Source organism: Nocardia puris, from assembly GCF_036051655.1.
GTDB lineage: Bacteria > Actinomycetota > Actinomycetes > Mycobacteriales > Mycobacteriaceae > Nocardia > Nocardia puris.
On sequence record NZ_CP107943.1, the window covers coordinates 5,121,609 to 5,147,604 of the forward strand.

The 25,996-nt window shown below is 71.1% G+C and carries 25 protein-coding genes; 10 read left to right on the forward strand and 15 right to left on the reverse strand.

The window, feature by feature from the left end; all coding sequences use genetic code 11:
• The first annotated feature begins 119 nt into the window (after positions 1-119).
• Positions 120-395 carry an Lrp/AsnC family transcriptional regulator gene (locus OHB21_RS23730; RefSeq protein ID WP_067511106.1) on the forward strand — a complete coding sequence of 92 codons (276 nt, stop codon included), beginning with the start codon at positions 120-122 and terminating at the stop codon, positions 393-395.
• 26 nt (positions 396-421) lie between these two features.
• Here the strand turns inward: OHB21_RS23730 and trpD are convergent, their stop codons facing one another.
• Together trpD and OHB21_RS23740 are read right to left on the reverse strand one after the other, a co-directional pair.
• A complete protein-coding gene (gene trpD / locus OHB21_RS23735) occupies positions 422-1,483 on the reverse strand; it encodes an anthranilate phosphoribosyltransferase (protein WP_195126017.1) in 1,062 nt (353 codons plus the stop codon).
• A 63-nt stretch (positions 1,484-1,546) separates the two neighbouring features.
• Positions 1,547-1,978, reverse strand: a complete 432-nt coding sequence (locus tag OHB21_RS23740) for a ribonuclease E inhibitor RraB (protein WP_067511104.1) — start codon at positions 1,976-1,978, stop codon at positions 1,547-1,549.
• A 204-nt stretch (positions 1,979-2,182) separates the two neighbouring features.
• Between OHB21_RS23740 and ctaE the strand changes: the two genes are divergently transcribed.
• Genes ctaE through qcrB form a run of 4 tightly spaced genes read left to right on the forward strand, consistent with a single transcriptional unit; the run spans position 2,183 to position 6,522 of the window.
• Entirely contained in the window at positions 2,183-2,794 is a 612-nt protein-coding gene (ctaE, locus tag OHB21_RS23745) for an aa3-type cytochrome oxidase subunit III (protein ID WP_067511103.1), read from the forward strand.
• Between the two features lie 58 nt (positions 2,795-2,852).
• On the forward strand, positions 2,853-3,716 hold the full coding sequence (qcrC, locus tag OHB21_RS23750) for a cytochrome bc1 complex diheme cytochrome c subunit (protein ID WP_084537871.1): 864 nt from the start codon (positions 2,853-2,855) through the stop codon (positions 3,714-3,716).
• A gap of 47 nt (positions 3,717-3,763) precedes the next feature.
• Positions 3,764-4,900 carry a cytochrome bc1 complex Rieske iron-sulfur subunit gene (gene qcrA, locus OHB21_RS23755; RefSeq protein ID WP_438944316.1) on the forward strand — a complete coding sequence of 379 codons (1,137 nt, stop codon included), beginning with the start codon at positions 3,764-3,766 and terminating at the stop codon, positions 4,898-4,900.
• Positions 4,897-6,522: a cytochrome bc1 complex cytochrome b subunit gene (gene qcrB, locus OHB21_RS23760; RefSeq protein ID WP_067511101.1), complete on the forward strand. Its 1,626-nt coding sequence runs from the start codon at positions 4,897-4,899 to the stop codon at positions 6,520-6,522. Before qcrA ends, qcrB begins: the two co-directional genes overlap by 4 nt.
• A 70-nt stretch (positions 6,523-6,592) precedes the next feature.
• Here the strand turns inward: qcrB and OHB21_RS23765 are convergent, their stop codons facing one another.
• On the reverse strand, positions 6,593-7,081 hold the full coding sequence (locus tag OHB21_RS23765; protein ID WP_195126069.1) for a polyadenylate-specific 3'-exoribonuclease AS: 489 nt from the start codon (positions 7,079-7,081) through the stop codon (positions 6,593-6,595).
• 177 nt (positions 7,082-7,258) lie between these two features.
• On the opposite strand from OHB21_RS23765, the gene OHB21_RS23770 reads away from it, so the two are divergent.
• On the forward strand, positions 7,259-8,647 hold the full coding sequence (locus tag OHB21_RS23770) for a class II 3-deoxy-7-phosphoheptulonate synthase (protein ID WP_067511099.1): 1,389 nt from the start codon (positions 7,259-7,261) through the stop codon (positions 8,645-8,647).
• A 172-nt stretch (positions 8,648-8,819) separates the two neighbouring features.
• Here OHB21_RS23770 and pknB read toward each other — a convergent pair whose 3' ends face one another.
• Positions 8,820-10,781, reverse strand: a complete 1,962-nt coding sequence (gene pknB / locus OHB21_RS23775; protein ID WP_198161790.1) for a Stk1 family PASTA domain-containing Ser/Thr kinase — start codon at positions 10,779-10,781, stop codon at positions 8,820-8,822.
• 167 nt (positions 10,782-10,948) lie between these two features.
• Between pknB and OHB21_RS23780 the strand changes: the two genes are divergently transcribed.
• A complete protein-coding gene (locus tag OHB21_RS23780) occupies positions 10,949-11,317 on the forward strand; it encodes an Rv2175c family DNA-binding protein (RefSeq protein ID WP_067511141.1) in 369 nt (122 codons plus the stop codon).
• A gap of 170 nt (positions 11,318-11,487) precedes the next feature.
• Here the strand turns inward: OHB21_RS23780 and OHB21_RS23785 are convergent, their stop codons facing one another.
• The 4 genes from OHB21_RS23785 to OHB21_RS23800 all read right to left on the reverse strand — a co-directional run bounded on the left by OHB21_RS23785 (position 11,488) and on the right by OHB21_RS23800 (position 16,485).
• Entirely contained in the window at positions 11,488-12,588 is a 1,101-nt protein-coding gene (locus OHB21_RS23785; RefSeq protein WP_195126016.1) for a phytoene/squalene synthase family protein, read from the reverse strand.
• A complete protein-coding gene (locus tag OHB21_RS23790) occupies positions 12,585-14,180 on the reverse strand; it encodes an alpha-(1->6)-mannopyranosyltransferase A (protein WP_228791606.1) in 1,596 nt (531 codons plus the stop codon). The genes OHB21_RS23785 and OHB21_RS23790 overlap by 4 nt, the downstream gene beginning before the upstream one ends.
• A gap of 192 nt (positions 14,181-14,372) precedes the next feature.
• On the reverse strand, positions 14,373-15,956 hold the full coding sequence (crtI, locus tag OHB21_RS23795) for a phytoene desaturase family protein (protein WP_195126015.1): 1,584 nt from the start codon (positions 15,954-15,956) through the stop codon (positions 14,373-14,375).
• 43 nt (positions 15,957-15,999) lie between these two features.
• Positions 16,000-16,485 carry a MarR family winged helix-turn-helix transcriptional regulator gene (locus OHB21_RS23800; protein WP_067511095.1) on the reverse strand — a complete coding sequence of 162 codons (486 nt, stop codon included), beginning with the start codon at positions 16,483-16,485 and terminating at the stop codon, positions 16,000-16,002.
• Between the two features lie 123 nt (positions 16,486-16,608).
• Between OHB21_RS23800 and OHB21_RS23805 the strand changes: the two genes are divergently transcribed.
• Positions 16,609-17,442, forward strand: coding sequence for an SDR family oxidoreductase (locus OHB21_RS23805; protein WP_067511094.1), 834 nt, complete (start codon positions 16,609-16,611; stop codon positions 17,440-17,442).
• 121 nt (positions 17,443-17,563) lie between these two features.
• On the opposite strand, the gene OHB21_RS23810 is transcribed toward OHB21_RS23805, so the two are convergent.
• Complete coding sequence (locus OHB21_RS23810; protein ID WP_147265847.1) at positions 17,564-17,764, reverse strand: hypothetical protein; 201 nt, start codon at positions 17,762-17,764, stop codon at positions 17,564-17,566.
• On the reverse strand, positions 17,761-18,915 hold the full coding sequence (locus tag OHB21_RS23815; RefSeq protein WP_067511140.1) for a polyprenyl synthetase family protein: 1,155 nt from the start codon (positions 18,913-18,915) through the stop codon (positions 17,761-17,763). The genes OHB21_RS23810 and OHB21_RS23815 overlap by 4 nt, the downstream gene beginning before the upstream one ends.
• Before the next feature lie 200 nt (positions 18,916-19,115).
• Here OHB21_RS23815 and OHB21_RS23820 point away from each other — a divergent pair, with 200 nt between their 5' ends.
• Positions 19,116-20,117 (forward strand): methylenetetrahydrofolate reductase, encoded by a 1,002-nt coding sequence (locus OHB21_RS23820; protein ID WP_084537869.1) that lies wholly within the window; start codon positions 19,116-19,118, stop codon positions 20,115-20,117.
• A 43-nt stretch (positions 20,118-20,160) separates the two neighbouring features.
• Here OHB21_RS23820 and cutA read toward each other — a convergent pair whose 3' ends face one another.
• Entirely contained in the window at positions 20,161-20,490 is a 330-nt protein-coding gene (gene cutA / locus OHB21_RS23825; protein ID WP_195126014.1) for a divalent-cation tolerance protein CutA, read from the reverse strand.
• Positions 20,491-20,661: 171 nt separating this feature from the next.
• On the opposite strand from cutA, the gene OHB21_RS23830 reads away from it, so the two are divergent.
• A complete protein-coding gene (locus tag OHB21_RS23830; RefSeq protein WP_067511091.1) occupies positions 20,662-20,997 on the forward strand; it encodes a histone-like nucleoid-structuring protein Lsr2 in 336 nt (111 codons plus the stop codon).
• A 488-nt stretch (positions 20,998-21,485) separates the two neighbouring features.
• Here OHB21_RS23830 and OHB21_RS23835 read toward each other — a convergent pair whose 3' ends face one another.
• From OHB21_RS23835 to OHB21_RS23850, 4 genes are read right to left on the reverse strand one after another with little or no spacing between them, the layout of a single operon-like run.
• The gene (locus OHB21_RS23835; RefSeq protein WP_067511090.1) at positions 21,486-22,640 is read right to left on the reverse strand and encodes an LLM class flavin-dependent oxidoreductase; all 1,155 of its coding nucleotides are present in this window, start codon (positions 22,638-22,640) and stop codon (positions 21,486-21,488) included.
• 2 nt (positions 22,641-22,642) lie between these two features.
• Positions 22,643-23,461, reverse strand: a complete 819-nt coding sequence (locus tag OHB21_RS23840) for a DUF1684 domain-containing protein (RefSeq protein ID WP_195126013.1) — start codon at positions 23,459-23,461, stop codon at positions 22,643-22,645.
• Positions 23,458-24,831, reverse strand: a complete 1,374-nt coding sequence (locus OHB21_RS23845) for an NtaA/DmoA family FMN-dependent monooxygenase (RefSeq protein WP_195126012.1) — start codon at positions 24,829-24,831, stop codon at positions 23,458-23,460. The genes OHB21_RS23840 and OHB21_RS23845 overlap by 4 nt, the downstream gene beginning before the upstream one ends.
• Positions 24,828-25,973, reverse strand: coding sequence for an LLM class flavin-dependent oxidoreductase (locus tag OHB21_RS23850; protein WP_067511087.1), 1,146 nt, complete (start codon positions 25,971-25,973; stop codon positions 24,828-24,830). The genes OHB21_RS23845 and OHB21_RS23850 overlap by 4 nt, the downstream gene beginning before the upstream one ends.
• Positions 25,974-25,996 lie beyond the last annotated feature (23 nt).

The following is a 25,996-nucleotide window of genomic DNA, read 5'->3' on the forward strand; positions in this document are numbered from 1 at the left end:
CCGCACAGCCCCCGCTCGCCGACCCGCTCAGACCTCGGGCACATCGCGGTGCCGACAGCCGGACGCCACCGCGCGGCGCGTCCGAGGGGGACCGCGCCCGCCCAACTAGGCTGGCTCCCATGATTAACGCGATCGTGCTGATCCAGGCCGACAACGGGCGCATCCCCGAGACCGCGCAGGCGGTCGCCGACACCGAAGGGGTCGCCGAGGTGTACTCGTGCGCCGGTGACGTGGACCTGATCGCGATCGTGCGGGTGCGCGACCACGAGCAGATCGCCGAGGTGGTGACCGAGCGCATCGACAAGACGCCCGGCGTGCTGCGCACCACCACGCACATCGCGTTCAAGTCGTACTCGCGCGCCGACGTGGAGGCCGCGTTCTCGCTGGGGGAGTGACCTGTCCGGGCGTTTCGGTGCCCGGTTCAGTCCTCGCCGAGGGTGTTCGACAGCTTCGCCCAGGAATCCAGCAGCGTCGCCGCCTGCCCGCTGTCGATCGCGGCGGCGGCGCGCTCGACGCCCGCGGCCAGCGCCTCGTGCAGGTCGGCGTCGGGATCGCCGATCCCGCGCGACAGGTCGTAGGCCACGATCGCGGCGGCCGAGTTCACCAGCACGGCGTCGCGCGCCGCGCCCGGTGTCCCGGCCAGCACCGCCCGCGCCACACCGGCGTTGACCTGGTTGTCGCCGCCGCGCAGCGCGTCCAGATCGACCCGCGCGATGCCGATCTTCGTCGGGTCGATGGTGGTGCGCCGGGTCCGTCCGCCCGACACCACCCAGGTGTCGGTGGTGTCGGCGGTGGTGATCTCGTCGAGTCCGTCGTTGCCGCGCACCACCAAGGCGCTCGCGCCGCGCTCGGCGAACACGCCGGCGATCACCGGCAGCAGGTCGGCGAACGCGCACCCCACCAGTCCGGCGCGGGGCTGGGCCGGATTGGTCAGCGGGCCCAGCACATTGAAGATGGTCGGGATGCCGATCTCGCGGCGCGCGGCGCCCGCGAAGCGCAGCGCGGGATGGAACACCGGCGCGAAACAGAATCCGATCCCCACCTCACGCACGCAGCGCGCCACCGACTCCGGCCCGAGGTTGAGCCGGATGCCCAGCGCCTCGAGCACATCGGCCCCGCCGGTCTTGGACGACGCGGCCCGGTTGCCGTGCTTGACCACCGGCACACCGGCCGCGGCCACCACGATCGAGGACATGGTGGAGATGTTCACCGAACCCGAACGGTCGCCGCCGGTGCCGACGATGTCGACCGCGTCGCCGTCGACGCGCACCAGGCGGGCGTGCCCGAGCATGCCGGTGGCCAGTCCGCCCAGCTCCTCGGGGGTGGGGCCCTTGATCTTCATCGCGACGCCGAACGCGGCGATCTGCGCGGAGGTGGCGTTGTCGGACATGATCTCGTCCATGGCCCAGGCGGTGTCCGCCGCGGCCAGATCGTCACCGTCGGCAAGGGTTCCCAGCACCTGGGGCCAGCTGCGCGCGCTCATCTTCCCAACTTCTCCCGTCGAACCGCCGGTTCGCCATCGAATTTCCACCGAGCGTAGTGGTAGTCAGCGCCCGCCCGCGCCCTCCGGTCCGGGTTGCAGCACATCCCAGCCGTCGGCCGACCCGTCATGGCGCTGCGCGAGCCCGGCCATCCTGGACCGCTCCTGCGACAGATGCAGCGCGTCCACCACCTGTACGCGCTGCAGGATCAGCGTCTCCAACGGGTCGGTGCCCGGCCCGCTGGGATGCGGCGCGGGCGCGTACTCGTCCTGCGCGGCGAGCTCACAGACCCGCGCGACCTGGTCCGGAGGGACGCGCAGATGGTGGCGCAGCACCGCGGGGGCGTCCGGCCGCAGACCCGTGGCGCGCGCCAGCGCCGCCGAACTCGCCTCGGCGTCGTCGAAGCCCTGGGCCACCACCACCAGGTCGGCGCGGGCCGGATCGAGCGTCGCCGCACCGCCACGCCCGAACAGCCGCCGCAGGAATCCCGGTGCCACATCGGCCTCCTCGTCTCAGGTTCTCCTCATACTCGCCTGCCATCATGGCGGCGTCCGCGCAGGTCGTCGCGGCCGGGACCGGTGCGTCGCCGCGGACACGCCGACACCTCCCCAGTCCCCGTCCGTCCGTGCGTTTTCCGACACGGACGGTCAACTTCCATACCCGGGTACTCCTGTCGTACTACGACGAGTCATACTTACCCCGTGACGACCGCAGTAGGGACCCCAGGATCGGCCATTACCCAGCGTGTGCACTCGCTGAACCGGCCCAACATGGTCAGCGTCGGGACCATCATCTGGCTGTCGAGCGAGCTGATGTTCTTCGCCGGCTTGTTCGCCATGTACTTCGTCGCGCGCGCCCAGGCCCCGGGCGACTGGCCGCCCCCGCCCACCCACCTGAACCTGGCACTGGCCATTCCGGTGACGGCGGTGCTGATCGCGTCGTCGTTCACCTGCCAGATGGGCGTGTTCGCCGCCGAGCGCGGCGACGTGTTCGGCCTGCGGCGCTGGTACGTCGTCACCCTGCTGATGGGCACGTTCTTCGTGCTCGGCCAGGGCTACGAGTACATCCAGCTCGCCAACCACGGCACCACGATCGCCAGCAGCGTGTACGGCTCGGTGTTCTACATCACCACCGGCTTCCACGGCCTGCACGTCATCGGCGGCCTCATCGCGTTCGTGTTCCTGCTGATCCGCACCAAGGTCAGCAAGTTCACCCCCGCCCAGGCCACCGCCGCGATCGTCGTCTCCTACTACTGGCACTTCGTCGACATCGTGTGGATCGGGTTGTTCGCGACGATCTACTTCGTCCGTTAGCCGGTCGCGCCCCGAAGCATTTGCACAAGTCGGTTCCGTCTACTCCAAAGGGACACAGATGAGTTCATCTCCCCCGTCAGCGCCAGAGCCCGCCAGCCCCGGGACCGGCCAGGCCAGCAAGACCCGCAAGCAGCGCCGCCTGCGCAGGCGCCTCGCGGGCGGTCTCGCGCTCCTGGTGGGACTGGTCGGGGCCGGCTTCCTCGCGACGGCTCTCACCCCGGAGCCCCAGGTGGCGATCGCCGAGCAGGACCAGTCCGCGCTGATCCGCGAGGGCAAGCAGCTCTACGAGACCTCCTGCATCACCTGCCACGGCGCCAACCTGCAGGGCGTCGAGGACCGCGGCCCCAGCCTGGTCGGCGTCGGTGAGGCCGCGGTCTACTTCCAGGTGTCCTCGGGTCGTATGCCGCTGGCCGCCAACTCGGCGCAGGCCACCCGCAAGCCGCCGAAGTTCGACGCGCAGCAGATCGACGCGCTGGGCGCCTACATCAACGCCAACGGCGGTGGCCCCACCGTGGTCCGGGACGCGAACGGCGAGATCGCCCAGGAGTCGCTGCGCGGTGACGACATCGCGCGCGGTTCGGAGCTGTTCCGCATGAACTGCGCGTCATGCCACAACTTCACCGGTAAGGGCGGCGCGCTGTCCTCCGGCAAGTACGCACCGCCGCTGGCGCCCGCCAACGAGCAGGAGATCTACACCGCGATGCTGACCGGCCCGGAGAACATGCCCAAGTTCTCCGACCGCCAGCTGACGCCCGAAGAGAAGCGCGACATCGTCGCCTACGTCATGAACGCGTCCGAGGAGCGCACCCCCGGTGGCTACGGCCTCGGCGGCTTCGGCCCCGCGACCGAGATGGTGGCGGTCTGGATCGTCGGCATCGTGCTGACGGTCGGCGCGGCGATGTGGATCGGATCCCGCACATGAGTGAACAGGAGCGTGACGACGTGAGTCGCCCGGAAGAGGGGCCAGAACTGTCGAAGGGGCCGGCGCCGAAGCCCGCCGACCCGACCATCGACGAACTGGACGCGATGACGCGGGACGAGCTGGTCGAGCTCGGCACCGCCCGCGACGGCGTCGAGGTCGTCTACCGCGCCGAGCGCTTCCCGGTGCCGGGCACGCGGGCGGAGAAGCGCGCCGAGCGCCAGGTCACGTTCTGGTTCGCGATCTCCGGTCTGGCGGCCGCCGCGCTGATCGGCGTGTACCTGTTCTGGCCGTGGGAATGGAAGGGCGTCGACGACGAAGGCCACGCGGCCTACTCGCTGTTCACCCCGCTGATCGGCCTGACCTTCGGTATCTCGGTGCTGGTCATCGGTGTGGCCGCGGTGCTGATCCGCAAGAAGTTCATCCCCGCCGAGATCTCCATCCAGCAGCGCCACGACGGCCCGTCCGACGAGGTCGAGCGCCGCACCCTGGCGGCCGAGCTCGCGGACGCGGGCGAGACCTCCACCCTGGGCCGCCGCAAGATGATGCTGCGGACCGCGGGCGCCGGCGTCGGCGTGCTGGGCATCGGCTCGCTGCTGGTGTTCGCGGGCGGCATGATCAAGAACCCGTGGGCCAAGGGCGACAAGTCCGAGCTGTGGGTCTCGGGCTGGACCCCCGACTACGAGGGCGAGACGATCTACCTGCGGCGCGACACCGGCCGTCCCGAGGACATCGTGCTGGTGCGTCCCGAGGATCTGGATGCCGGCGCGATGGAGACTGTGTTCCCCTGGAAGGAGAAGTGGCGCGGCGACTCGCACGCCACGCTGCAGTCCCTGCGCGGCATCCGCAACTCCGTGATGCTGATCCGCCTGCGCACCGAGGACGCGGAGACGGCGATCAAGCGCAAGGGCCAGGAGAGCTTCAACTTCGGCGACTACTTCGCCTACTCGAAGATCTGCACCCACCTCGGCTGCCCGACCTCGCTGTTCGAGCAGCAGACCAACCGCATTCTGTGCCCGTGCCATCAGTCGCAGTTCTCGGCGACCGAATGGGGTAAGCCGATCTTCGGCCCCGCGGCTCGCGCGCTGCCGCAGCTGCCGATCACCGTCAACACCGAAGGCTTCCTGGTCGCCAACGGCGACTTCATCGAGCCGCTCGGTCCGGCCTTCTGGGAGCGTCGCTCATGAGTCCTTCCGCACTGGCGGCCCAAGCCAACGAGATGGACGAGCGCTACCGCGCGGCCGCGTTCGTCAAGCGCTCGATCAACAAGGTCTTCCCGACCCACTGGTCGTTCCTGCTGGGTGAGATCGCGCTCTACTGCTTCATCATCCTGCTGATCTCGGGTGTGTACCTCACCCTGTACTTCGACCCGTCGCTGGCGCACGTCACCTACGACGGCGCCTACCAGCCGCTGCGCGGCGTCGGCATGTCGCGGGCCTACGAGACGGCGCTGAACATCTCCTTCGAGGTGCGCGGCGGCCTGTTCGTCCGCCAGGTCCACCACTGGGCGGCGCTGCTGTTCGCGGCGTCGATCATCGTGCACCTGTTCCGCATCTTCTTCACCGGCGCGTTCCGCAAGCCGCGTGAGGGCAACTGGGTGATCGGCTCGCTGCTGCTCATCCTGGCGATGTTCGAGGGCTTCTTCGGCTACTCGCTGCCCGACGACCTGCTGTCGGGCACCGGCCTGCGCGCCGCGTTCTCCGGCATCACCATCTCCATCCCGGTGATCGGCACCTGGATGCACTGGCTGATGTTCGGCGGCGATTTCCCGGGCGAGATCATCATCCCGCGCCTCTACATCGCGCACGTGCTGCTGGTGCCCGGCATCATGCTGGCCCTGATCGCCGCCCACGTGGCGCTGGTCTGGTACCAGAAGCACACCCAGTTCCCCGGACCGGGCCGCACCGAGAACAACGTGGTGGGCGCGCGCATCGTGCCGGTGTTCGCCGCCGACCAGGGCGCGTTCTTCGCCTTCACCCTCGGCATCATCGGCCTGATGGGCGGTCTGCTGCAGATCAACCCGATCTGGAACCTGGGTCCGTACAACCCGTCCCAGGTGTCGGCGGGTTCGCAGCCCGACTTCTACATGATGTGGACCGACGGCATGGCCCGTCTGATGCCGCCCTGGGAGCTCTACATCGGCCGCTACACGGTGGCCGCGGTGTTCTGGGTGGCGCTGATCATGGGTCTGGTGTTCACGCTGCTGATCGCCTACCCGTGGATCGAGAAGCGCCTGACCGGCGACGACGTGCATCACAACCTGCTGCAGCGGCCGCGCGACGTGCCGGTGCGCACGGCGATCGGCGCCATGGCGATCACCTTCTACGTGGTGCTGACGCTGTCCTGTATCAACGACATCATCGCGCTGAAGTTCGACATCTCGCTGAACGCGACCACCTGGATCGGCCGCATCGGCCTGCTGCTCGGACCGCCGCTGGCGTACTTCATCACCTACCGGTTCTGCCTCGGCCTGCAGCGCAGTGACCGCGCCGTGCTCGAGCACGGCATCGAGACCGGTGTGATCAAGCGCCTGCCGCACGGCGAGTACATCGAGGTGCACCAGCCGCTCGGCCCGGTCGACGACCACGGTCACCCGATCCCGCTCGAGTACCAGGGCGCCCCGGTGCCGAAGAAGATGAGCAAGCTGGGCTCGGCGGGCAAGCCGGGCACCGGCAGCTTCCTGCGGCCCGACCCGGCGGCGGAGTCGGAGCGCAACTTCGAGATCGAGCACGAGCAGGAGCACGCGCAGCTGCGCGCGCTCGCGAAGGCGCAGGAGAAGGCCGCGGGCGGTGGCAAGCACAGCCACTGACCGCCAGGTCGGAAAAGGGCAGGCCCCGAGTCGGTTTCGACTCGGGGCCTGCCCCGTCTCCGGGACCGGTTCAGCGGCGGCGGGCCGCTTCGATGGCCTCGAACTTGGCCAGGTTGTGGCGGGCGTCGGCCAGCGCGTCGTGCGCGTCCGGGGGCACCGGCGGCAGCGGGGGACGGCCGTGGGCGTCCCAGTGCTGGCGCAGCTCGTTGGTGTAGCGGGGCAGTTCGGTGGGCAAGGCGGTCATCGACCCCCACAGCTGGCACAGAGCCACGTGGTCGTAGGCGCCGACCCACGCCCACAGCTCGGGCTGCACGGACGTGCGGGGGACCAGAAACTTGTAGAGATCGTCGCGGATCTGCTCGCGGCTGCGCCACAGCGGTGAGGACTCGGGCGGCAGCAGGGGCAGCACGTGCTTGCGCACCCACGGCCCGGCCCGTCCGGCGTCGAATTCGGTGGACACCGCGTAGTACTCGCGGCCGTCCTCGCAGACGACGCCGATGGAGACCAGGTCGATGACGACCCCGTCCTCGATGAACTCGCAGTCGTAGAAGTACCTCAGCGAACCTCTCCCTCGATGCTCGGGCTACCGCGGCGCTCGCCGCCGGACCACCCTATGCGGCGGCGGGACCGCCCGCGGGCAGGGCCCACCGAGGTGTCGATACCTCACCCCCACGGGGTGTGCGATACACCCCACCTCGGGGTATCTGCGCGACCGCGCGGTCCGTATTCTGAACAGGTGAACTGGACCGTCGACGTACCCATCGATAGCCTGCCGGAACTGCCGCCGCTGCCCGCGGAGCTGCGCCGCCGCCTGGACGACGCACTGGCGCGCCCGGCGCTGCAGCAGCCGTCGTGGGATCCCGAGCAGGCGGCCAAGATGCGCACCGTGCTGGAGAGCGTGCCCCCGATCTGCGTGCCCGCCGAGGTGGAGGAGCTGCGCACCCAGCTCGCCGAGGTGGCCAGGGGCGAGGCGTTCCTCATGCAGGGCGGCGACTGCGCGGAGACCTTCGCCGACAACACCGAACCGCACATCCGCGGCAACATCCGCACTCTGCTGCAGATGGCCGTGGTCCTCACCTACGGCGCCAGCATGCCGGTGGTGAAGGTGGCCAGGATCGCGGGCCAGTACGCCAAACCGCGCTCCTCCGACACCGACGCGCTGGGCCTGAAGTCCTACCGCGGCGACATGATCAACTCGCTGGTGGCCGACGAGGCGCTGCGCGTGCACGACCCCTCGCGCCTGGTGCGCGCCTACGCCAACGCCAGCGCCGCCATGAACCTGGTGCGCGCCCTGACCAGCGCGGGCATGGCCGATCTGCACAAGGTGCACGACTGGAACCGCGATTTCGTCGCGCAGTCGCCCGCGGGCGCGCGCTACGAGGCGCTGGCCGAGGAGATCGACCGCGGCCTGGCGTTCATGACGGCCTGTCGCGTCAACGATCCGAGCCTGCAATCCGCGCGCATCTACGCCAGCCACGAGGCGCTGGTGCTGGACTACGAGCGCGCCATGCTGCGCCTGAGCGACCACCCGGTGACCGGTGACCCGGTGCTCTACGACCTGTCCGCGCACTTCCTGTGGATCGGGGAACGCACCCGTCAGCTCGACGGCGCGCACATCGCGTTCGCGGAGCTGCTGGCCAACCCGATCGGCCTCAAGATCGGCCCCACCACCACGCCCGAGCAGGCGGTGGAGTACGTGGAGCGGCTGGACCCGAACAACGAGCCGGGCCGGTTGACGATCGTGTCGCGCATGGGCAACGGCAAGGTCCGCGACGTGCTGCCGCCGATCATCGAGAAGGTGCAGGCCACCGGCCACCAGGTGATCTGGCAGTGCGATCCCATGCACGGCAACACCCACGAGGCGTCCACCGGGTTCAAGACCCGCCACTTCGACCGCATCGTGGACGAGGTGCAGGGCTTCTTCGAGGTGCACCGCGGGCTGGGCACCCACCCCGGCGGCATGCACATCGAGCTGACCGGCGAGGACGTCACCGAATGCCTCGGCGGCGCCCAGGACATCTCCGATCTGGACCTCAACGACCGCTACGAGACCGCCTGCGACCCGCGCCTGAACACCCAGCAGTCGCTGGAGCTGGCGTTCCTGGTCGCGGAGATGCTGCGCTGAAACAGTCTGGGCCGCACGGGGTTTCGTGCGGGCCGTGAAACAGCGACGAGCGGGGCGATCGAAAGATCGCCCCGCTCGCGTCGTTCGGGGGCCTCTCGGATCGGCTCTCCGCGCGCGGTCCGCCGCGGCAGTGCCGAACTCACCAGGGGTGTCAGCGGGTGGCCGACCTCGATCAGAACGGCAGGGCCGTCAGCGTCACCACGCTGCCGGACTCGACCAGGGTGCCCACGGCGGGGCTCTGGCCGATGATGGACCCGTTGGGGTTGGAGAGGATCTGGTTCACCGTCACCCGCAGGCCGAGCTCCTGCAACGCCGTGCGGGCCTCCTCGACGTCCTGGCCGATCACGTTCGGGATGCGGATGGCGTTGGACACGATGAGCGTCACCCCGTTGCCCGCGTCGACCAGGACGCCCGCGGCCGGGTCGGTGCCGATCACCTGGTCGGTCTGGATGGCGCGGTCGAATTCGGGCCTGGTGCCGCTCACGGCGATACCGGCGGCGGTGAGTATCGCGGTGGCCTCCTCGACGGTCTTGCCGCGCACATCCGGCACCTTGACCGGCTGGGCGCCGTTGCTGCGGTAGACCTTCACCTGCGCGCCCATGGGCAGCACGGTGCCGGGCGCCGGGTCGGCCTTCGCGAAGGAGCCCTCCGCGGCGGTGCTGCCCACCTCGCCCGCGTCGACCGGTTGCAGGCCCGCGTCCCTGATCAGCTGGTTGACCTCGTCGATGTCCGCGCCGGGCCGCAGCTCGGGGACGCGCGGCTTGCCGCTGGACACCAGCACCTCGACGGTCGAGCCCTTGGTGACCTTGGACCCGGCCGGCGGGTCGCTGCCGACCACGTTGCCGACGGGGATCACGTCGGAGGCCTTCTGCCTGGTGTCGGTGTCGAAACCGGCCTGCTCGAGCTTGGCCAGCGCCTGTTCGGTGTTGAGCCCGGCGATATCGGGGACCGATTCGTAGCGCCCTACACCCAGCCACCAGCCGCCGATGCCGAAGAGCAGCGTGAGGACGGCGACGATCGCCACCCAGATCAGGGTGGTGCGCCGGGAGCGCTGCCGATCGGCGCCGAACGGCGGCGCGGGCTGGTGCGACCCGACGGGTTGCACGTCGCGCGGCGGCGGTGGGGGTTGGTGGTAGTCGGCCGGCCCGTACTCGCTGCGCTGCTGCGGCGCGGTGACCACTTTCGTGTGCTGGCGCGGCGGCGGGGTGTGCGGTTGCGGCGCGTGCGCGGCCTGCGGCGTGGCGACCGGGCGGAAGGCCGCGCTGAGGTGCTCGGCGGAATCCTTCGGCGCGGGCACCCGGTAGGGCGGCAGATTCAGCGCGCCCGCGATGGCGCGCAGTTCGGCGGCCATCTCGCCGGCGTCGGCGAACCGGTGCGAGGGTTCGCGCGCGGTGGCGCGGGCGACCAGCGCGTCGAACTCCGGCGGCACGCCCGCGATGAACTGACCGGGGCTCGGCACGTCGTTCTCGATGCGCTGGTACGCCACCGACAGCGAGGTGTCGCCGGTGAACGGCACACGGCCGGTGAGCAATTCGAAGATCAGCACGCCGAAGGCGTACACGTCGCTGCGCGAGTCGGCGGTGCCGCTGGTGACCTGCTCGGGGGAGAGGTAGGCGGCGGTGCCGAGGATGACGCTGGCCGAGGTGGTGTTGGCGGCGGCGACCGCGCGCACCAGGCCGAAGTCGGCGATCTTCACCTCGCCGGAGTCGGAGATGAGCACGTTCTCGGGCTTCACATCGCGGTGCACCAGCCCGGCCGCGTGCGCGACCCCGATAGCCGAGAGCACCGGTTCGGCGACCGCGTACACCGCGTGTGGCGGCATCGGGCCGCGTTCGCGCAGCAGTTCGCGCAGCGTGCCGCCCTCGACGAGCTCCATGATGAGGAACGGGTGGTCACCGTCCACGCCCTGGTCGTACACCGCGACCAGGGACTGGTGCTTGAGCTTGGCGACGGCGCGGGCCTCGAACTCGAAGCGCGAGAGGAACTGGGGATCGCTCGCGAACTTGGGATCCATCACCTTGATGGCGACCGGGCGGTCCAAGCGGATGTCGACGCCACGGAAGACCATCGACATCCCGCCCCGAGCAATGGGCGCGTCGATCCGGTAGCGCCCCTCCAACATCTGCCCGATCAAGTGATGTCCTCCGGCTTTCACAAAGTGCTCACCCCTCGCTCCGTACGCGAACAGCGACCGGCCGCCCCGTGCGGCCACCCACGATCGTAGCCGTGCCGGTGCCGCGAACCGCGCCCTCGGCCGGGTGTGACACGACGCGTGCCGCGGCAGGGTCTACCGTTGTGCGCGTGAGTGCCTTTCCTTGCAGCGAGGATGTCCTTCCGGCGTCGGTGAAACTGCTGTCGTTGCCCGAGGTGGCCGATCGGCTCGGGATCGTCGTCACCAGGGTTCACCAGATGTTGCGCGACCATCAGCTTCTCGCCGTGCGCCGCGACGGCGTCGCGGGCGTCCCCGAGGTCTTCTTCGACTCCACCGGCGCGGTGGTCAAACCGCTGCCCGGCCTGATCACGGTCATGCGGGACTCGAAGTACACCGACGAGGAGATCCTGGAGTGGATCTTCACCGACGACGATTCGCTGCCGGGCAAGCCGGTGGACGCGCTGCACGGGCCGCTGGCGCGCGAGGTCGTCCGCCGCGCGGCCGCGGACCCGTTCTGAAACCGGGCATACTTGCCGGCTCCCACCTCTGGAATTCCGATCGAGTCACGCAATCCCGGCCTGAGCACGCTCCGGGTGTCTCCATGGCGTGGATCTACCTGTTGCTCGCCAGCGGGCCGATCGCTTTCTGGTGATGCGGGCGGTCGCGGAGCCGCTGGTCGGGTAGCCGGTCAGTCCCGGCGGATCAGGCTCGTGACGAGGTGCGAGCCCGCGACGGCGAGCCTGTGCCGTCGGGGGACCACCGCGCGCGCCTGGAAGACGGCGTAGCCGGACTCCTCGATGCGGGTCAGGATGGCCGCGTAGAGCGTGCTCGCGGCGCGGATGGCCGGGCGCACGCGCGGGGTCAGCAGGTCGATGCCGGGGTCGGCAAGGCGGTACAGGTCGCGGTTGACGGCGATGAGGTGGGCCAGCGCGCGCCGCACGCGGGGGTCGGTCCGTCCCGTGCGGCGGCAGCGGGCCAGCAGGTCGGCGTCCACGCCGAAGGCTGCCAGTTCGTCGGCGGGCAGGTAGATCCGGCCCCGGTCCAGATCCTCGGCGACGTCGCGCAGGAAATTGGTGAGCTGGAACGCCTCGCCCAGGGCGGCGGCGGCCGGTTCGGCCTCGGCGCGCGGGGTGACGGTCCCCAGGATCGGCAGGACTTGCAGGCCGATGGCGGCTGCCGATCCGCGCATGTACTCGCGCAGTTCGCCCATATCGGCGTAGCGGTCGCGGAACAGCGGCGTGCCCGGCACATCCATCCGCATGGAGTCCAGGAACGTCCAGAAGTGGGCGTGGTCGATGTCGTAGCGCCGGATGGTGTCCCCGGTGGCGGCCAGCACGTGGGCCCGGTGGGCGGGGAGGCCGTCCACTGCGCCCGGGTTGCCGTCGAGCACGGCCCGCAGGCGCACCTCGAGGTGGTCGAGCTCGTCGGCGGGTGTGGGAGGTTGTGCGGCCCAGCGGGTTACGTCGGAGGCAGAGCGCTCCGGCCGTCCGGGCGCACCGTTGGCCGTCGGCGTTCGGGGTCCGCTCGGCGGGCGATGGTCGTGCGGCGGGCCGTCGGTGCCACCCATGTCGTCCGACGGATCGCTCACCTCGGGGACGAGTCCCGGCGAACCGCCGCTCGGCCCGTCCACGATGTCGTCCACGACACGCGCGAACGCGTACAGCGCGTGCACGGCCGGCCTGCGTTCGGCGGTGAGCAGGCGGGTGGCCAGGAAGTAGGTGCGCCCGTGGGCGGCGGCGATCGCGCGGCAGGTGCGGTAGGCCGGGGCCAGGTCCGCGCCGGTGCTCACGGGCTCGCGGGCTGGGCCGGTTGCGCCGAGGGTGGGGCCTCGGCGGGCTGGGTGGCCCGCAGCCGCAGCGGGTCCACCTTGCGCAGCGACAGCGCCGCCACCACCGCGGCGAACGTCGCCGCCGCCACGTGCCAGAAGTTGTACAGCCCGATCGAGCCGTCGGGCTGGAACACCAGCATCAGCCAGGTACACAACCCGACCAGCACCATCAGCGTCGTCGTGGACAGCGCGAACCCGGCGGCCAGCGCCAGCGGCCACGAGTAGTACCAGGGCAGCGCGGCGGGGGACAGGATGATGATCGCGACGAACGCGATGATGATGCCGAGCACCGCCTCGCGCTCGCTGTGCCGGAAGCGCCACCACGTCCACACCAGCACCACCACCAGCGCCAGCGCGCACAGCGCCCGCGTCACGTCCAGGACGGGATCCTGGCGCAGCGGGGTGATCCACGTGGTGGCGTGCGCCATGATCGTCGGCAGCGACAGCCAGTTGATGATCTTCTTGGAGCCCGACAGCGCGGTCAGCCAGCCGATGCCGACGCCCGCCAGCGCCGAGGCCGCCACGAACACCGCGGCGAACACGCTCAGGCCCAGGCCCGCGATCTTGGCGAACGTGGCCGCCGGGTGCGGCATGTCCGGCCCCGCCTTGGCGGCGTCGGGCTGTCCTGGTTCGGCCGTGGCCTCGGGGTCCACCGCCGCGCGCTGGGCGGCGCGGCGTTCGCGCTCGTGCAGCATCCAGATCCACACCAGGAACGGCAGCGCGATCCCCGCCGTCGCCTTGATGGCCACGCCGATCGCCACCACCACGATGCCCGCGACGTGGTGACGCTCCAGCACCAGCGCGATGCCCGCGCACATCAGGCCGACCATCAGCAGTTCGTTGTGCACGCCGCCGATGAGGTGGATCAGCACCAGCGGGTTCAGCACCGCCAGCCACAGCGCCACGGTGGGCTTGCCGCCCAGGTGCTTGGTCAGGTACGGCACGGCCCACAGCATGAGCGCCAGGCCGGGCAGCATCACCAGGCGCATGGCGATGGTGCCCGCCACCACGTTGTCGCCGGTGATCTCGGTGATGGCGCGGCCGAGCAGCAGGAAGGCCGGACCGTAGGGCGCGGTGGTGGTGGTCCACACCGGGCTCACGTTGTCCAGCAGCACACCGGGATTGGCGACCGGGCCCACCACGTAGGGGTCGAAGCCGTCGCGCAGCAGCGCGCCTTGGGCCAGGTAGGAGTACACGTCGCGGCTGAACATCGGGACCGCGAACAGCAGCGGGAAGACCCAGATGCCCACGATCGCGCGCAGTTCGTTGGGCGTGACGTCGGCGCCCGCCCGGTTGCCGAGTCCCAGCGTGGTGCGCCCGAGCCGGACCCACGCGGTGATCATCAGCAGCACGCCGATCCAGATCACGATGGTCGACAGCGCGTAGCCGTGCCCGAACCGCAGCCAGGAGAGGTTCAGCGCCTCGAGCAGCGGATCGCGCTTGCGCACGCTGCCCGCGCCGAGCCCGCCGACGGTGATCATCAGCGCGCCGAGGAAGCCGAGCAGCGCGGCGTGGCCTTCGGGGCTGCGCGCGAAGTCGGCGTACGGCTGCATCCGGGTGAGCAGACCCTCACCGGTGGACCGGAGGTCGTCCGGGCGGCGGGTACCGTGCGCGGTGCTGTGGGCCGGGGTGACTGCGGCGCTCGTCTCGGGGGGATGCATGTCGTGTCGGTCCCCCCGGCAAGGTCGGCGGTCGCAACCGCGAGTGAATGGGTCGGCGATCAGTTTAATGGGTCTTCCGGAACACTAGCCCGCTGGTACGGGCGGTTCACGTCGAGCGCGGCTGTCAACCCCCGTGACACGGTTTGCCGCCAGTTTCCCCGACAGCAGGGCGGTCGGCACTCCGACGCCGGGCGTGGTGCCGCAACCTGCGATAACCACGTTGTCGCTGAAACCGGGAAGATTTCGCGGGCGGAACGGGCCGGTCTGGCGGAAGAGATGGGCGAGCGAGAACGGGGTGCCCGCGATCATGCCCCGCGCGCGCCAGGTGGCGGGGGTGTCGAGATGGTCGACGGTGAAGTGCCGCGCGATGCCGGTGTAGCCGCGCGCCTCCAGCACCGCGAGCAGTTCGCGCAGGTACGGCCGGGCCAGCGGCTCCCAATCCAGCGGCGCGGACGCGAGATTCGGGCACGGCGCCAGCAGCGAGAACGGTTCGTGGCGGCCGTCGGCGCGGTCGATGAACAGGCCGGGGTCGGTCAGCGCGGGCCGCGTCAGCAGCAGCGAGGGGTCGCTCATGAGCCTGCCGTGTGCCGTGGTCCGGCCGCCGCGACGCGGACGGGCGGCGATCTCGGCGAACGTGGACGCCCAGGCCGCGCCGAAGTCGATGGTGTGGTGCGCCTGCACGGGCCAGGCGGCGGCCACCTCGGCGGGGACGGTGCCGTGCGCCACCACCGCCGAGGGTGCGGCCCGCAGTCCGCGCCGGTTCCGGCCGCCGAAGCGCTCGATCGAGCCGAGGTCGGCGGTGAGCACCACGGCGTCGCACGCGAGGGCCGCGCCACCGGCCGTGCGCACCCGCCGGGCCCGCCGGTCCTCGTATTCGATGCCGACGACCTCGGTGTTCAGCAGCAGTTCGCCGCCCGCGCCGGTGAACGCCTCGGCCATCGCGGCGGCGACGGCGCGCATGCCGCCCTCGGGGAAGTACACGCCCAGCGAGGTGTCCATGTGCGGGATCGCCCCGTAGACGGCCAGCGCGTCGGCGGGCGCGACCCCCGCGTACAGCGCCTGGAAGGTGAACAGCCGCGAGAGCCGCCGGTCGGTCAGGAACCGTTCCACGCGCGGGCCGAGCCTGCCGAATCCGCCCAGGCGCACCAGGTCCCGCAGCGCGGCGCGTTTGGCGGGGTGGCGCACCATGTCCAGCGGCGAGTCGAAGTTGGTGTCCATGAACTCGCCGAACTCGGCCCGGTAGATCCGCGCAAGCCAGTCCCGCAGCCGCCGGTAGCGGGCCGCCTCCTCGGGACCGCAGGTGCGGGTGACCTCCTCGGCCATCGCGTCGGGGTCGGCGAAGACGCGGATGTCGGAGCCGTCGGCGAAGCGCGCGTGGTAGCTGGGGGCGAGCTGGATGATCCGCAGCGGATTCGCCAGCGATTCCGGGGTGCGGCCGACGGCAGCGAGCGCGTCGGTGATCAGTTCGGGCAGTGTGAGAACCGTTGCGCCGTTGTCGATCTCGTAGTCCGGCCCGCGATACACACCGACCCGGCCGCCCGGATGATCCGCGCGCTCCACGAGGGTGACCTCGCGTCCCGCGCCGCGCAGGTACAGCGCGGCGGCCAGCCCCGACAGCCCGGCACCGATGACGACCACCCGATCCGTCGGTCCCGCAACGGTTTTCATCGCACTCTCCTCGCCGTGCGCGGCCGGTTCGCCCGCGCTCCCATCAGCTCTGCTTGCCGCGCACCGCGTCGTACCGGGCCGCCAGCCCCGTCGACGCGTTGAGCGTGCGCAGCGCGTCGTGCAGTTCGCCCGTCCGGGCGTCGGACAGCTCGCCGAGCACGTCCTGCTGCGCCTTCGCCAGCGCCTCGTCGATGGTGCCGAGCGCCGCCGTGCCCGCCTCGGTCACCTCGACGATATAGCGCCTGCGGTCGGTGGGGTCGCGTCTGCGGGCGGCGTAGCCGAGCTTCTCCAGATCGTCGATGGTGGCGACCATGGTGGCCGAGTCGATGCGCAGGTAGGTGCCCAGCTCGGCCTGCGGCGTGCCGCCCAGATCGGCCAGCGCCTGCAGCACGCTGTAGTGGCGGATGCGCAGGCCGAGCGCGAGCAGCCGGTCCTCGGTGATGCGGAACGCCACCTGTCCCAGCTTGAGCAGCAGGCAGACGGTGCGCCCGCCCGTGGTTCCAGGGACGAGCACCGGGTCGTCGGGCATCGAGCGGTCACCTCCGTTGTCCGGGTCATCATGCCGAACCCGCCGCGCACTTGACAAAATCGTTGTCTCTACAAAACAGTAGTAGTACAAATAATTGATTGAATCAACGGAAGGCGGAGTCGGGTGAGCACTTCGGAATTGGCCGGGCGCACGATCCTCATGTCGGGCGGCAGTCGCGGGATCGGTCTGTCCATCGCGGTGGCGGCCGCGCGACACGGCGCGAACGTGGTCCTGCTCGCGAAAACCGGTGCGCCGCACCCGAAATTGCCGGGCACCGTGCACACCGCTGCGGCGGAGATCGAGGCCGCGGGCGGGTCGGCGCTGGCCGTGGTGGGCGACGTGCGCGACGAGGAGAGCGTGCGCACCGCCGTGGAGCGCGGCGTCGAGCGCTTCGGCGGCATCGACATCGTGGTGAACAACGCCAGCGCCATCGACCTGGGCGGCAGCGAGACGCTGGCCGTGAAGAAATTCGACCTGATGCAGCAGATCCAGCTGCGCGGCACCTTCCTGCTGACCCGCACCGCCGTGCCCTACCTGCGGAAATCGCCGAATCCGCGGGTGCTCTCGCTCTCCCCGCCGCTGAACCTTTCGCCGCAGTGGCTCGGCGCGCACCCCGCCTACACGCTGGCCAAGTACGGCATGACGTTGCTGACGCTGGGCGTCGCGGCCGAGTTCGCCGAGGAGGGCATCGCCGCGGACTGCCTGTGGCCGGAGACGCTGATCGCGACCGCCGCGGTGCAGAACCTGCTGGGCGGGGACGAGGCCGTCGCGACCGCGCGCCGCCCCGAGATCGTGGCCGACGCGGCGGTGCTGCTGCTGTCGCGGCCAGCCGGTACCACCACCGGTCAGTGCCACATCGATGTCGAGGTGCTCGCCGCCCACGGCATCACCGACCTGTCGGCGTACGGGCCGACGGAGAATCTGGGCTACGACATCTTCGTCGACCCGCCGGCCTGAGCGCCGGCCGAGGTCGAGGGCGCGCGATTCGTGCGCCGGGCGAGACCGCAGGCCTCAGTGCGAACCTGCCGGTCGGTAGAGGGACGGCCGCGCGTGGACGCGCGGCCGGTCCCGGCGGGGATCAGTCCTGCGATTCCGGATCGCGCGGCGCGGAGCAGGAGCGGGGGACCCGCACCCCGCGCCGCGTGGGTAGCGCCGCACCCATGATGATGCGGCGCTCGGTGATCGGCGCGGATTTACCGCGTCGACGGGATGTGCTGCGCGGGGCCGGTCCTGCGCCGACGGCGATCACGCGATCGGCTGGTCCCACAACGGCTTTCATGCGGTCCTCCTGGTTGCGGCCAGAGCCATACCGCGCAGCTGCTGCTTGGCGGCGGGGGTGGCCGAGCTGGAATCCATGGCGGCGAGCGCGCGCTCGGTGAGGTCGGCGATGCGCCGCTCCACCGCGCCCACGGCGCCGAGTTCGGTGAGCACGCCGCGCAGGCGCGTGACGTCCTCGTCGGTCAGGTCGGTGCCGACGCTGTCGCGCAGCAGGCGCGCGGCGGCGGGATCGGTCGCGTCGGCCCGGCGCAGCGCCTCCGCCACCAGCACGGTGCGCTTGCCCTCACGCAGATCGTCACCGGACGGTTTGCCGGTGACCGCGGGATCGCCGAACACGCCCAGCAGATCGTCACGCAGCTGGAAGGCGATCCCGATGTCGGTGCCGAAGGTGCGATACGCCGCGATCAGGCCCTCGTCCGCGTCGGCGAGCGCGGCGCCCAGGTGCAGTGGGCGTTCGACGGTGTAGGCGGCGGTCTTGTACCGGTTGATGCGCAGCGCGGCCTCGACGGACTCGTCGCCGCCCGCCTCGCCGCTGATGTCGAGCAGCTGCCCGCCCAGCACCTCGGTGCGCATCAGCGCCCACACCGGGGCGAAGCGGCCGAGTGCGGCGGGGTCGAGGCCCGCGGCGTGCACCATGTCGTCGGCCCAGGCCAGGGCCAGATCGCCGAGCAGGATCGCGACGCTGGTGCCGAAGTGGGCGGAGTCGCCCGCCCAGCCGCGCGCGCGGTGGCGCTCCTCGAAATCGACGTGCACGGTGGGGAAGCGGCGCCGGGTGCGCGAGGAATCGATGATGTCGTCGTGCACCAGCGCGCAGGCCTGCACCAGTTCGAGTGCCGCGCAGGCGGTGAGCACCGCGCCCGCCTCGGCGGCGTCCGGGTCGCCGCCCGCGCCCAGCCAGCCGGTCCACGCGAACGCGGGCCTGGTCCGCTTGCCGCCGCGCAGCACGAACGTCTCCAGCGCGTCGGCGGGTTCGGCGAACACCGGACCGAGCTGGGCGACCGAGGGCCGGACGGCGGTGAAGAACTCCGTGAGCGCCCCCTCGACGGCGGTCGCGAAACCGGGCGTGCCGGGAACCGGCGGCCACGGCGGTGCGTCGGCCGACGCCGGGGTTCGTGTCGGGGTACCGGGTCCGGCGGACAGAGGAACCTCCAGGGTCACGGGGGTCTGTGGGCCGTGCCGGGCGGGCGCGGCGATGTGTTGTGCGGCGAGCGGAGGCGGCGCCGCGGGTCCGTCGCGGCGATGGTGCTGCCGTAACGAAGAATACGCGCCGCCGGAAACGGCCCGGCGGCCAACCTCCGCATCCGGGCGGGCGAGCGGACCGGGCCCTCCGGGCCGCCCACTACACTGAATCGGTGACTTTCGATTCCGTACGGGGACGCTCCGCCCCAGGGCGCCCGACCCCGACGCCACCGAACGTCTCTGGAACACCTTCGGTCGTACAGAGCTTGCGGGTCCATGCGGGCCGGGCGGTGCCGTTCTCCGTGGAGTTCAACCCGCCCCGCGACGAGGCGGGGGAGGCGCGGCTGTGGCGCGCCGTCCGCGAGTTCGAGCGCATGCATCCCGCGTTCGTGTCGATGACCTACGGCGCGGGCGGCTCCACCAAGGACCGCACCGTGCGGGTGACGGGTCAGCTGGCGCGGGAGACCACCCTGCTGCCGGTCGCGCACCTCACCGCCGTCGGGCACAGCGTGGCCGAGCTGCGCTCGCTGGTCGGCGCGTACGCCGATTCCGGGATCCGCAACATCCTGGTGCTGCGCGGTGACCCGCCCGGCGATCCGCTCGGCGAGTGGCACCGGCATCCGCAGGGCGTGGAGTACGCCGAGGAACTGGTGCGCATCGTGCGGGACCTGGGCGATTTCCACGTGGGTGTGGCCTCGTTCCCGCAGGGCCATCACCGCTCGCCCGACCTGGACACCGACACCGCCTACCTGACCGCGAAACTGCGTGCGGGCGCGGAGTATTCGATCACGCAGATGTTCTTCGACGTGGAGCACTACCTGCGGTTGCGCGACCGGGTGGCGGCGTTCGACCCGGTCGAGGGCGCCAAGCCGATCATCCCCGAGCTGATGCCGATCACCTCGCTGCGCACGGTGGCGCGCGCGGAGGAGCTGTGCGGGCGTCCGCTGCCGTCCGCCGTGCTGGAGCGGCTGCGGCGCGCGGCGGGCGACGGTCCCGAGGAGAATCGTGCCGCGGTGCGCGCGGCGGGCATCGAGATCGCCACCGAGATGGCCGAGCGGCTCATCGAGGAGGGCGCGCCCTGCCTGCACTTCATCACGCTGAATTTCGCGAAGGCCACCAGCGAGGTGCTCACCAACCTCGGCTACGGCGTGCGCGCCGCCCCGGTCAGCGCCTGATCCACCACCGAACCGCCCCGGCCGCATCGGGGCGGTTCGGCGTTCACGGGGACTTCGTCGAGTCCAGGACCCACTGCCGGTAACCCGGATGCGCGCCGACCACGGGCACCGCCAGCACCTGCGGTGTCTTGTCGGGGTGGTCGGCGTCGGCCCGCGCGATCACCTCCGCCACCAGGCTCGCCCGCGTGTGCAGCACGACCACCGCCTGTTCGTCGTCGTACAGCCGCCCCTCCCACCGATAGATCGAGCGCACCCCGGGCACGATGTTCCCGCAGGCGACCAATCCCTCCTCGACCAGCGTTCTGGTGAATCCGGCCAGCCACTGCGGGTCGTCGGCGCTGAGGGAGATATCCACGATGTCGTCGTCGGCCATGCTCCCCAGTCTGCCTCGCCGCCGGAAAATCCCCGTCGGTTCCCCCGGCGCGCAATGGCCCGTGCGCCAATTCGGTGGCGGCCGTGGCTCGGTCGTGATCTCGTCTGGTTACGATGGGGCCTCGCTGGTCGAATTTCCTGTTTATTCGTCTCACCTACGGAGGAACTGTCTATGGCGCGCAAGGTCATCGTGACACTGGTCGATGACTTCGACGGCAAGTCCCAGGCCGAGGAAACCGTCTCGTTCGCCCTCGACGGGGTGAGCTACGAAATGGATCTGTCGACGGCCAACGCGGGAGAACTGCGCGGACTGTTCGAGCAGTGGACGCCCTACGCCCGCAAGGTCGGTCGCGCCCCGCGCGGCAAGGCGCAGTCCCGTTCGGCGTCGGATCGGGAACAGACCCAGGCCATCCGGGATTGGGCCCGCAAGAACGGCATCGAGGTCTCCACCCGCGGCCGCATCGCCGCCGAAGTCGTCGAGGCCTACAAAGAGGCCGTGGCGAAATAGCAATTCGCCATATCGCGAGGAAACCGCCCCGATCGCACCGCGTCTCGGGGCGGTTTCGCGTTTCCGGGGAATCCCGTAAAGAGGTGGACCCGCCCCGGGTCGTGTCGAGTCGCCGCCGCACCCCGTGTTCTGGGAGCACAAGAGAATGCACGGGCGAGGTGGGATGTTTCGCGCAGTTGTGCCGCCGGGTATCGGGGAATAGCGGCCGCGGGCTGCGCGGCGAATGCTCCGGTGCCGGACGATTTCCGGCCCACCGCTCCGCAATGCGACGTCCGGCGCTGGATCGGGCCGGACGCGCGCCGTCGGATGAATCAATATCGGTGCGGTGGTCGAGCCGGAACCGGTCCGGCTCGACCACGGTGTCGCCGTCGGTCCTCGGGTGAGCCGGACCGGTTCGCCGGCGACCCGCATCGGACCGGCGTGACGGTCCTGCCGAGGCACGACGCGACGGCCGTACCGAGTTGAGTCCTCGCGTCCGCGCCGGCCCCTCAGGCGGCTCGTTCGGCCGAGCGCAGGCCCCAGTGTTCGGCGAGCAGGCGGTGGGATTCGAGGCGGTCGGCGTGGTCGTGGGTCACGCTGGTGACCAGGAGTTCGTCGGCTCCGGTGACGCGGCGCAGGGCCGAGAGGCGTTCGGCGACGGTGGCGGGGGAGCCGACGAACTGGGTGGTGAGGCGGTCCTCGACCAGGCGGCGCTGGTCGGGGGTGAGGGGCTGCACCTGATCCGGCGCCTGGAACTCCGCCGCGCCGGCGCCGCTGCGGATGCTGTACACCCAGTGCCCGTAGGTCGACGCGAGGTATTCCGCCCGCGAATCCGTCTCGGCCACCACGACATCCGCTGACACCACCACGTACGGCTCCGCCAGCCGCTCGGACGGACGGAACGCCGCGCGGTAGGCGTCCAGCGCGTCCAGCGCCGTGCCGGGCGCGGTGTGATACGCCGCCGCGAACGGAAGCCCCAGTCGCCCGGCCACTTCCGCGCTCTCCCCGGCGGAACTGCCGAACACCCACAGGTCCACGTCCGCGCCCTGCCCCGGAACCGCTTGCAGGGCAACACCGTCGGGCGTCGAATACGTCCCGGCGAGCAGTTCGCGGATCTCGTCCACCTGATCGGGGAACTCCAGCGGCAGTGCGCCCTCCTGCTGCAAGGCGTGCAGCGAGGCGACGAACCGCGTGCGGTCCACGATGCGCCCGGGATCGAACGGCGGCGGCACCACCACGCCGTCGCGGATCTCGGTGCGCCCGGTCGCCGAGGCGACGACAGGCTCGGAACCCTTGGGCCGCACCGGTTCCGAACCGAACTGGGTGCGCCGGTGCCCGGACCGCCCGATCCCCAGATCGAGCCGTCCCGGATACAGCGCGTCGATGGTGCCGAACGCCTCCACGATCGACGCCGACGTGTGATGCCCCACCTGCACGGCGGCCGAGCCCACCCGGATGCGGGAGGTGTTGGCCGCCACCAGCCCGATCAGCGTGATGGAACTGGAGCTGGCCACCTTGACGAAGTGATGTTCGGCCAGCCAATACCGGTGGTAGCCCCAGCTTTCCGCGTGCCGGGCCAGATCGATGGTGTTGCGCAACGCCTGCTGAGCCGTCGACCCCGCGCTGATCGGCGCGAGATCGAGGATCGATAGCGGAATCGGCACGACTACCGCCCTTCCTGTGTGCGGGCGCCGGGGCGCGGATCCTGTTCGCCCGCTTCGATCGCCACCCGCAGCCGGTTCTCGGCGGGCGCGATCGGGCAGGTCGCGAAGTCGGTGAAGGCGCACGGCAGGTTCACCGCGCGGTTGAAGTCGAGCACGACGGTCCCGTCGGCCTCGGGCGCGCCGACGGTCAGCGCCCGCACCCCCGGGTAGGTGGTGACGCCCGCGGTGGCGTCGGTGAACAGGAAGCGCAGCTGCTCGCCCGCCGCGAACACGATCACCCGCTCGGTGACCGCGCCGACGGTGAATTCGATGGTGCCCGTGGCGGTGTGGTGATGCTCCAGCCCGTCCACCACCGCGCCGGTGACGACATCCCGAGGCTCGTCGAACGCCTCGTAGCGGCCGGTGATCACCCAGCGCTGGTCGGGCGCGTAGGCGGGGATGCCGCCGAACGCGGCCAGCGTGGGCGCGGCGGGGTCGTGCACGCGCACGGCGTGGCGCCCGGTGCGGCGGATCACCTCCAGCACCCGGCTCTCCTGCTGGACCCGTAGGCCCGGCGCGCCCTCGACCGGGTGCAGGATCTGCACGCCCGCGATGTCGGAGCCCTCGAACACCAGCCGGTCGGCGGGCTGGGCGGTGATGAACACCTTCTGATCGGTCACCCACCAGGTGCCCGGCACGCCGGGCAGGCGCTCGGGCTGGTCGGTCAGCCAGTGCAGCGAGGTCAGGCTGAGGAAGCCGAGGGGGTCGCGCAGCTGGTCCTCGCGCGCGGCGCGCCAGGCGGCCCACTCGGTGTCGAAACTGGTTGCGGTGGTGGCGGTCATGACGCTCTGGCTCCTTCGTGAACGGTGGTGCGGTGCTGCGGATGGCGCAGGCCGAGGTGGTCGCGCAGGGTGGTGCCGGTGTACTCGGTGCGGAAGCTGCCACGCTCCTGGAGTTCCGGGACGACGCGGTCGACGAAGTCGTCGAGCCCGCCCGGGGTGAGGTGCGGCACGAGAATGAAGCCGTCGGCGGCGTCGTTCTGCACGTACTCATCGATCTGCGCGGCGACGGCGGCGGGCGTGCCGATGAACTGCTGGCGCGCCGTCACTTCGATGATCAGTTCGCGGATGCTGAGGTTCTCGGCCTCGGCCTTGGCCCGCCAGGCGTCGGCGACGGCGCGCGGGTCCTTGGCGTGGCGCACCCGTCCGCGCGTGATGTTCACATCGCCGGAGGGTTCCACGTCGGGCAGCGGGCCGTCCGGGTCGTACTCGGAAAGGTCACGGCCCCAGACCTGTTCGAGGAACGCGATCGCGGTCTGCGGCCCGACCTGCTGGAGGCGGATGTGCCGGGCGCGCTCGTGCGCCTCGGCATCGGTGTCGCCGAGCACGAACGTCGCGGCGGGCAGGATCTTCAGATCCTCGTGCGCGCGACCGTATTTCGCGAGGCGGCCCTTGATGTCGGCGTAGAACGCCTGCCCCGCCTCCAGGGTGCCGTGCCCGGTGAAGATGGCGTCGGCGGTGGCGGCGCCGAACTCGCGCCCGTCGTCGGAGTCGCCCGCCTGCAACAGGACCGGGTGGCCCTGCGGACTCGCCGGGAGCACGAACCGGGCGGCGATATCGAATTGCTGTCCCTTGTGGCGGGTTTCGGGGACCTCGCGGGAGAACACTCCGGCCTCGCGGTCCACCACCAGCGAATCCGCCGACCAGCTGTCCCACAGCGCGCGCGTCACGTCGACGACCTCGGCGGCGCGCCGGTACCGGTCGGCGTGGTCGAGATAGCCGCCGCGCCGGAAGTTCTCGCCGGTGAACGCGTCGGAGGAGGTGACGACGTTCCAGGCGGCGCGCCCGCCGGAGAGGTGGTCCAGCGTGGCGAACTGCTTGGCCAGCTCGAACGGTTCGTTGTAGGTGGAGTTGATGGTGCCCGCCAAGCCCAGCTTCTCGGTGACACCGGCCAGCGCGTTCAGCACGGTGAAGGTGTCGGGCCGCCCGACGACGTCCAGGTCGTGGATGCGGTCGCGGTGCTCGCGCAGGCGCAAGCCCTCGGCGAGGAAGAAGAAGTCGAACAGCCCGCGCTCGGCGGTGCGGGCCAGGTGCTCGAAGGACGCGAACTCGACCTGGCTGCCCGAGCGCGGATCGGCCCACACCGTCGTGTTGTTCACGCCGGGGAAGTGCGCGGCCAGATGCACCGTCTTGCGTGGCTTCGCGGGACTCATGACGAAACCCCTTCCTGGAGAGTGGCGTAGCGGCTCACGGGACGTGGCAGCCCGAGACGGTCGCGCAGCGTGCGTGGTCCGGGGGCGAGGTCGGTCTCGCCCGCGTGGCTCAGAGGTGCCTCGCCCAGCTGACGCAGCGCGGCCGGGACGGCCAGCGGGCGCAGGACCACGCCGTCGGCCGCGCCGGACGCGCGCACGGAATCGAGCAGTGCGCGCAGCGAGTCGCGAGTGCCGATGTGGCGCAGGCGGACCGGTGCGGAGTGCGGGGCCCAGGCGTCGAGCTGGGCCAGTTCGGTGTGCGCGAGATCCTCGGTCTCGGCGAGGTGGATGTCGAGATCGAGCAGCACCCGCACCGCGTCGGGATCTCGGTCGGCGCCGTGCAGCGCCCCGCGCAGCGCGGTGCGGCGGGCGTGGGCGGCGTCGAGATCCGGTGGGGCGATACGGATCAGGTCGGCGCGGCGCACCGCGACGGGGATGCTCGCGCCCTCGTCGGCGCGGATCGCGACGATCGGCTGCCCCTGCGGGGAGCGCGGCGTGATCGACGGGCCCTTCACCGCGAAGTTGTCCCCGGCGAACTCGATGTAGTGCAGCTTGTCGCGGTCGATGAACCGGCCGGTCGCCACGTCGCGGATCTCGGCGTCGTCCTCCCACGAATCCCACAGCCGGCCGACCACTTCGATCGCCTCGTCCGCTTCGTGCCACAGCTCCGCGTCGGACTGGACGCCCTTGCGCCCGAACGCCTTCGCCTGCTCCAGCCCTTCCGACACCGTCACCTCCCAGCCGGCGCGGCCGAGCGTCGCGAAGTCCAGGCTCGCGACGGCCTTGGACAGGTGGAACGGTTCGGTGTGCGTGACCGCCGCCTGCGGCAGCAGGCCGATGCGGTGGGTCGCGGCGGCGGCGCGGGCCGCGAGCGCGACGGCGTCGAGCCTGCCCTTCTCGGTGGCCACGCCGCCGGGTTGCAGCGCGAACGAGTCGGGCAGGAACACCGCGTCGAGGCCGGCGCGTTCGGCCGCCACCAGGACGTCCACCCAGTAGCCCGCGGTGAACAGGTCTTCGGCGCGGGAGTCCGCGCGCCGCCAGGAGGCTGGGTGGGCGCCCGTGCCCACCGGTTCCACGGCGAGGAGGAAATCGGGATCCGGCATCAGCGCGGGCCTTTCGGTGTGGG

What these genes read in the sequence shown, in the direction of transcription:
- OHB21_RS23730 (WP_067511106.1), top strand. Translation starts at nt 120, where the DNA reads ATGATTAACGCGATCGTGCTGATCCAGGCCGACAACGGGCGCATCCCC.
- trpD (WP_195126017.1), bottom strand. Translation starts at nt 1,483, where the DNA reads ATGAGCGCGCGCAGCTGGCCCCAGGTGCTGGGAACCCTTGCCGACGGT.
- qcrC (WP_084537871.1), top strand. Translation starts at nt 2,853, where the DNA reads ATGAGTTCATCTCCCCCGTCAGCGCCAGAGCCCGCCAGCCCCGGGACC.
- qcrB (WP_067511101.1), top strand. Translation starts at nt 4,897, where the DNA reads ATGAGTCCTTCCGCACTGGCGGCCCAAGCCAACGAGATGGACGAGCGC.
- OHB21_RS23790 (WP_228791606.1), bottom strand. Translation starts at nt 14,180, where the DNA reads ATGCAGCCGTACGCCGACTTCGCGCGCAGCCCCGAAGGCCACGCCGCG.
- crtI (WP_195126015.1), bottom strand. Translation starts at nt 15,956, where the DNA reads ATGAAAACCGTTGCGGGACCGACGGATCGGGTGGTCGTCATCGGTGCC.
- OHB21_RS23800 (WP_067511095.1), bottom strand. Translation starts at nt 16,485, where the DNA reads ATGCCCGACGACCCGGTGCTCGTCCCTGGAACCACGGGCGGGCGCACC.
- OHB21_RS23810 (WP_147265847.1), bottom strand. Translation starts at nt 17,764, where the DNA reads ATGAAAGCCGTTGTGGGACCAGCCGATCGCGTGATCGCCGTCGGCGCA.
- cutA (WP_195126014.1), bottom strand. Translation starts at nt 20,490, where the DNA reads ATGGCCGACGACGACATCGTGGATATCTCCCTCAGCGCCGACGACCCG.
- OHB21_RS23830 (WP_067511091.1), top strand. Translation starts at nt 20,662, where the DNA reads ATGGCGCGCAAGGTCATCGTGACACTGGTCGATGACTTCGACGGCAAG.
- OHB21_RS23840 (WP_195126013.1), bottom strand. Translation starts at nt 23,461, where the DNA reads ATGACCGCCACCACCGCAACCAGTTTCGACACCGAGTGGGCCGCCTGG.
- OHB21_RS23845 (WP_195126012.1), bottom strand. Translation starts at nt 24,831, where the DNA reads ATGAGTCCCGCGAAGCCACGCAAGACGGTGCATCTGGCCGCGCACTTC.
- OHB21_RS23850 (WP_067511087.1), bottom strand. Translation starts at nt 25,973, where the DNA reads ATGCCGGATCCCGATTTCCTCCTCGCCGTGGAACCGGTGGGCACGGGC.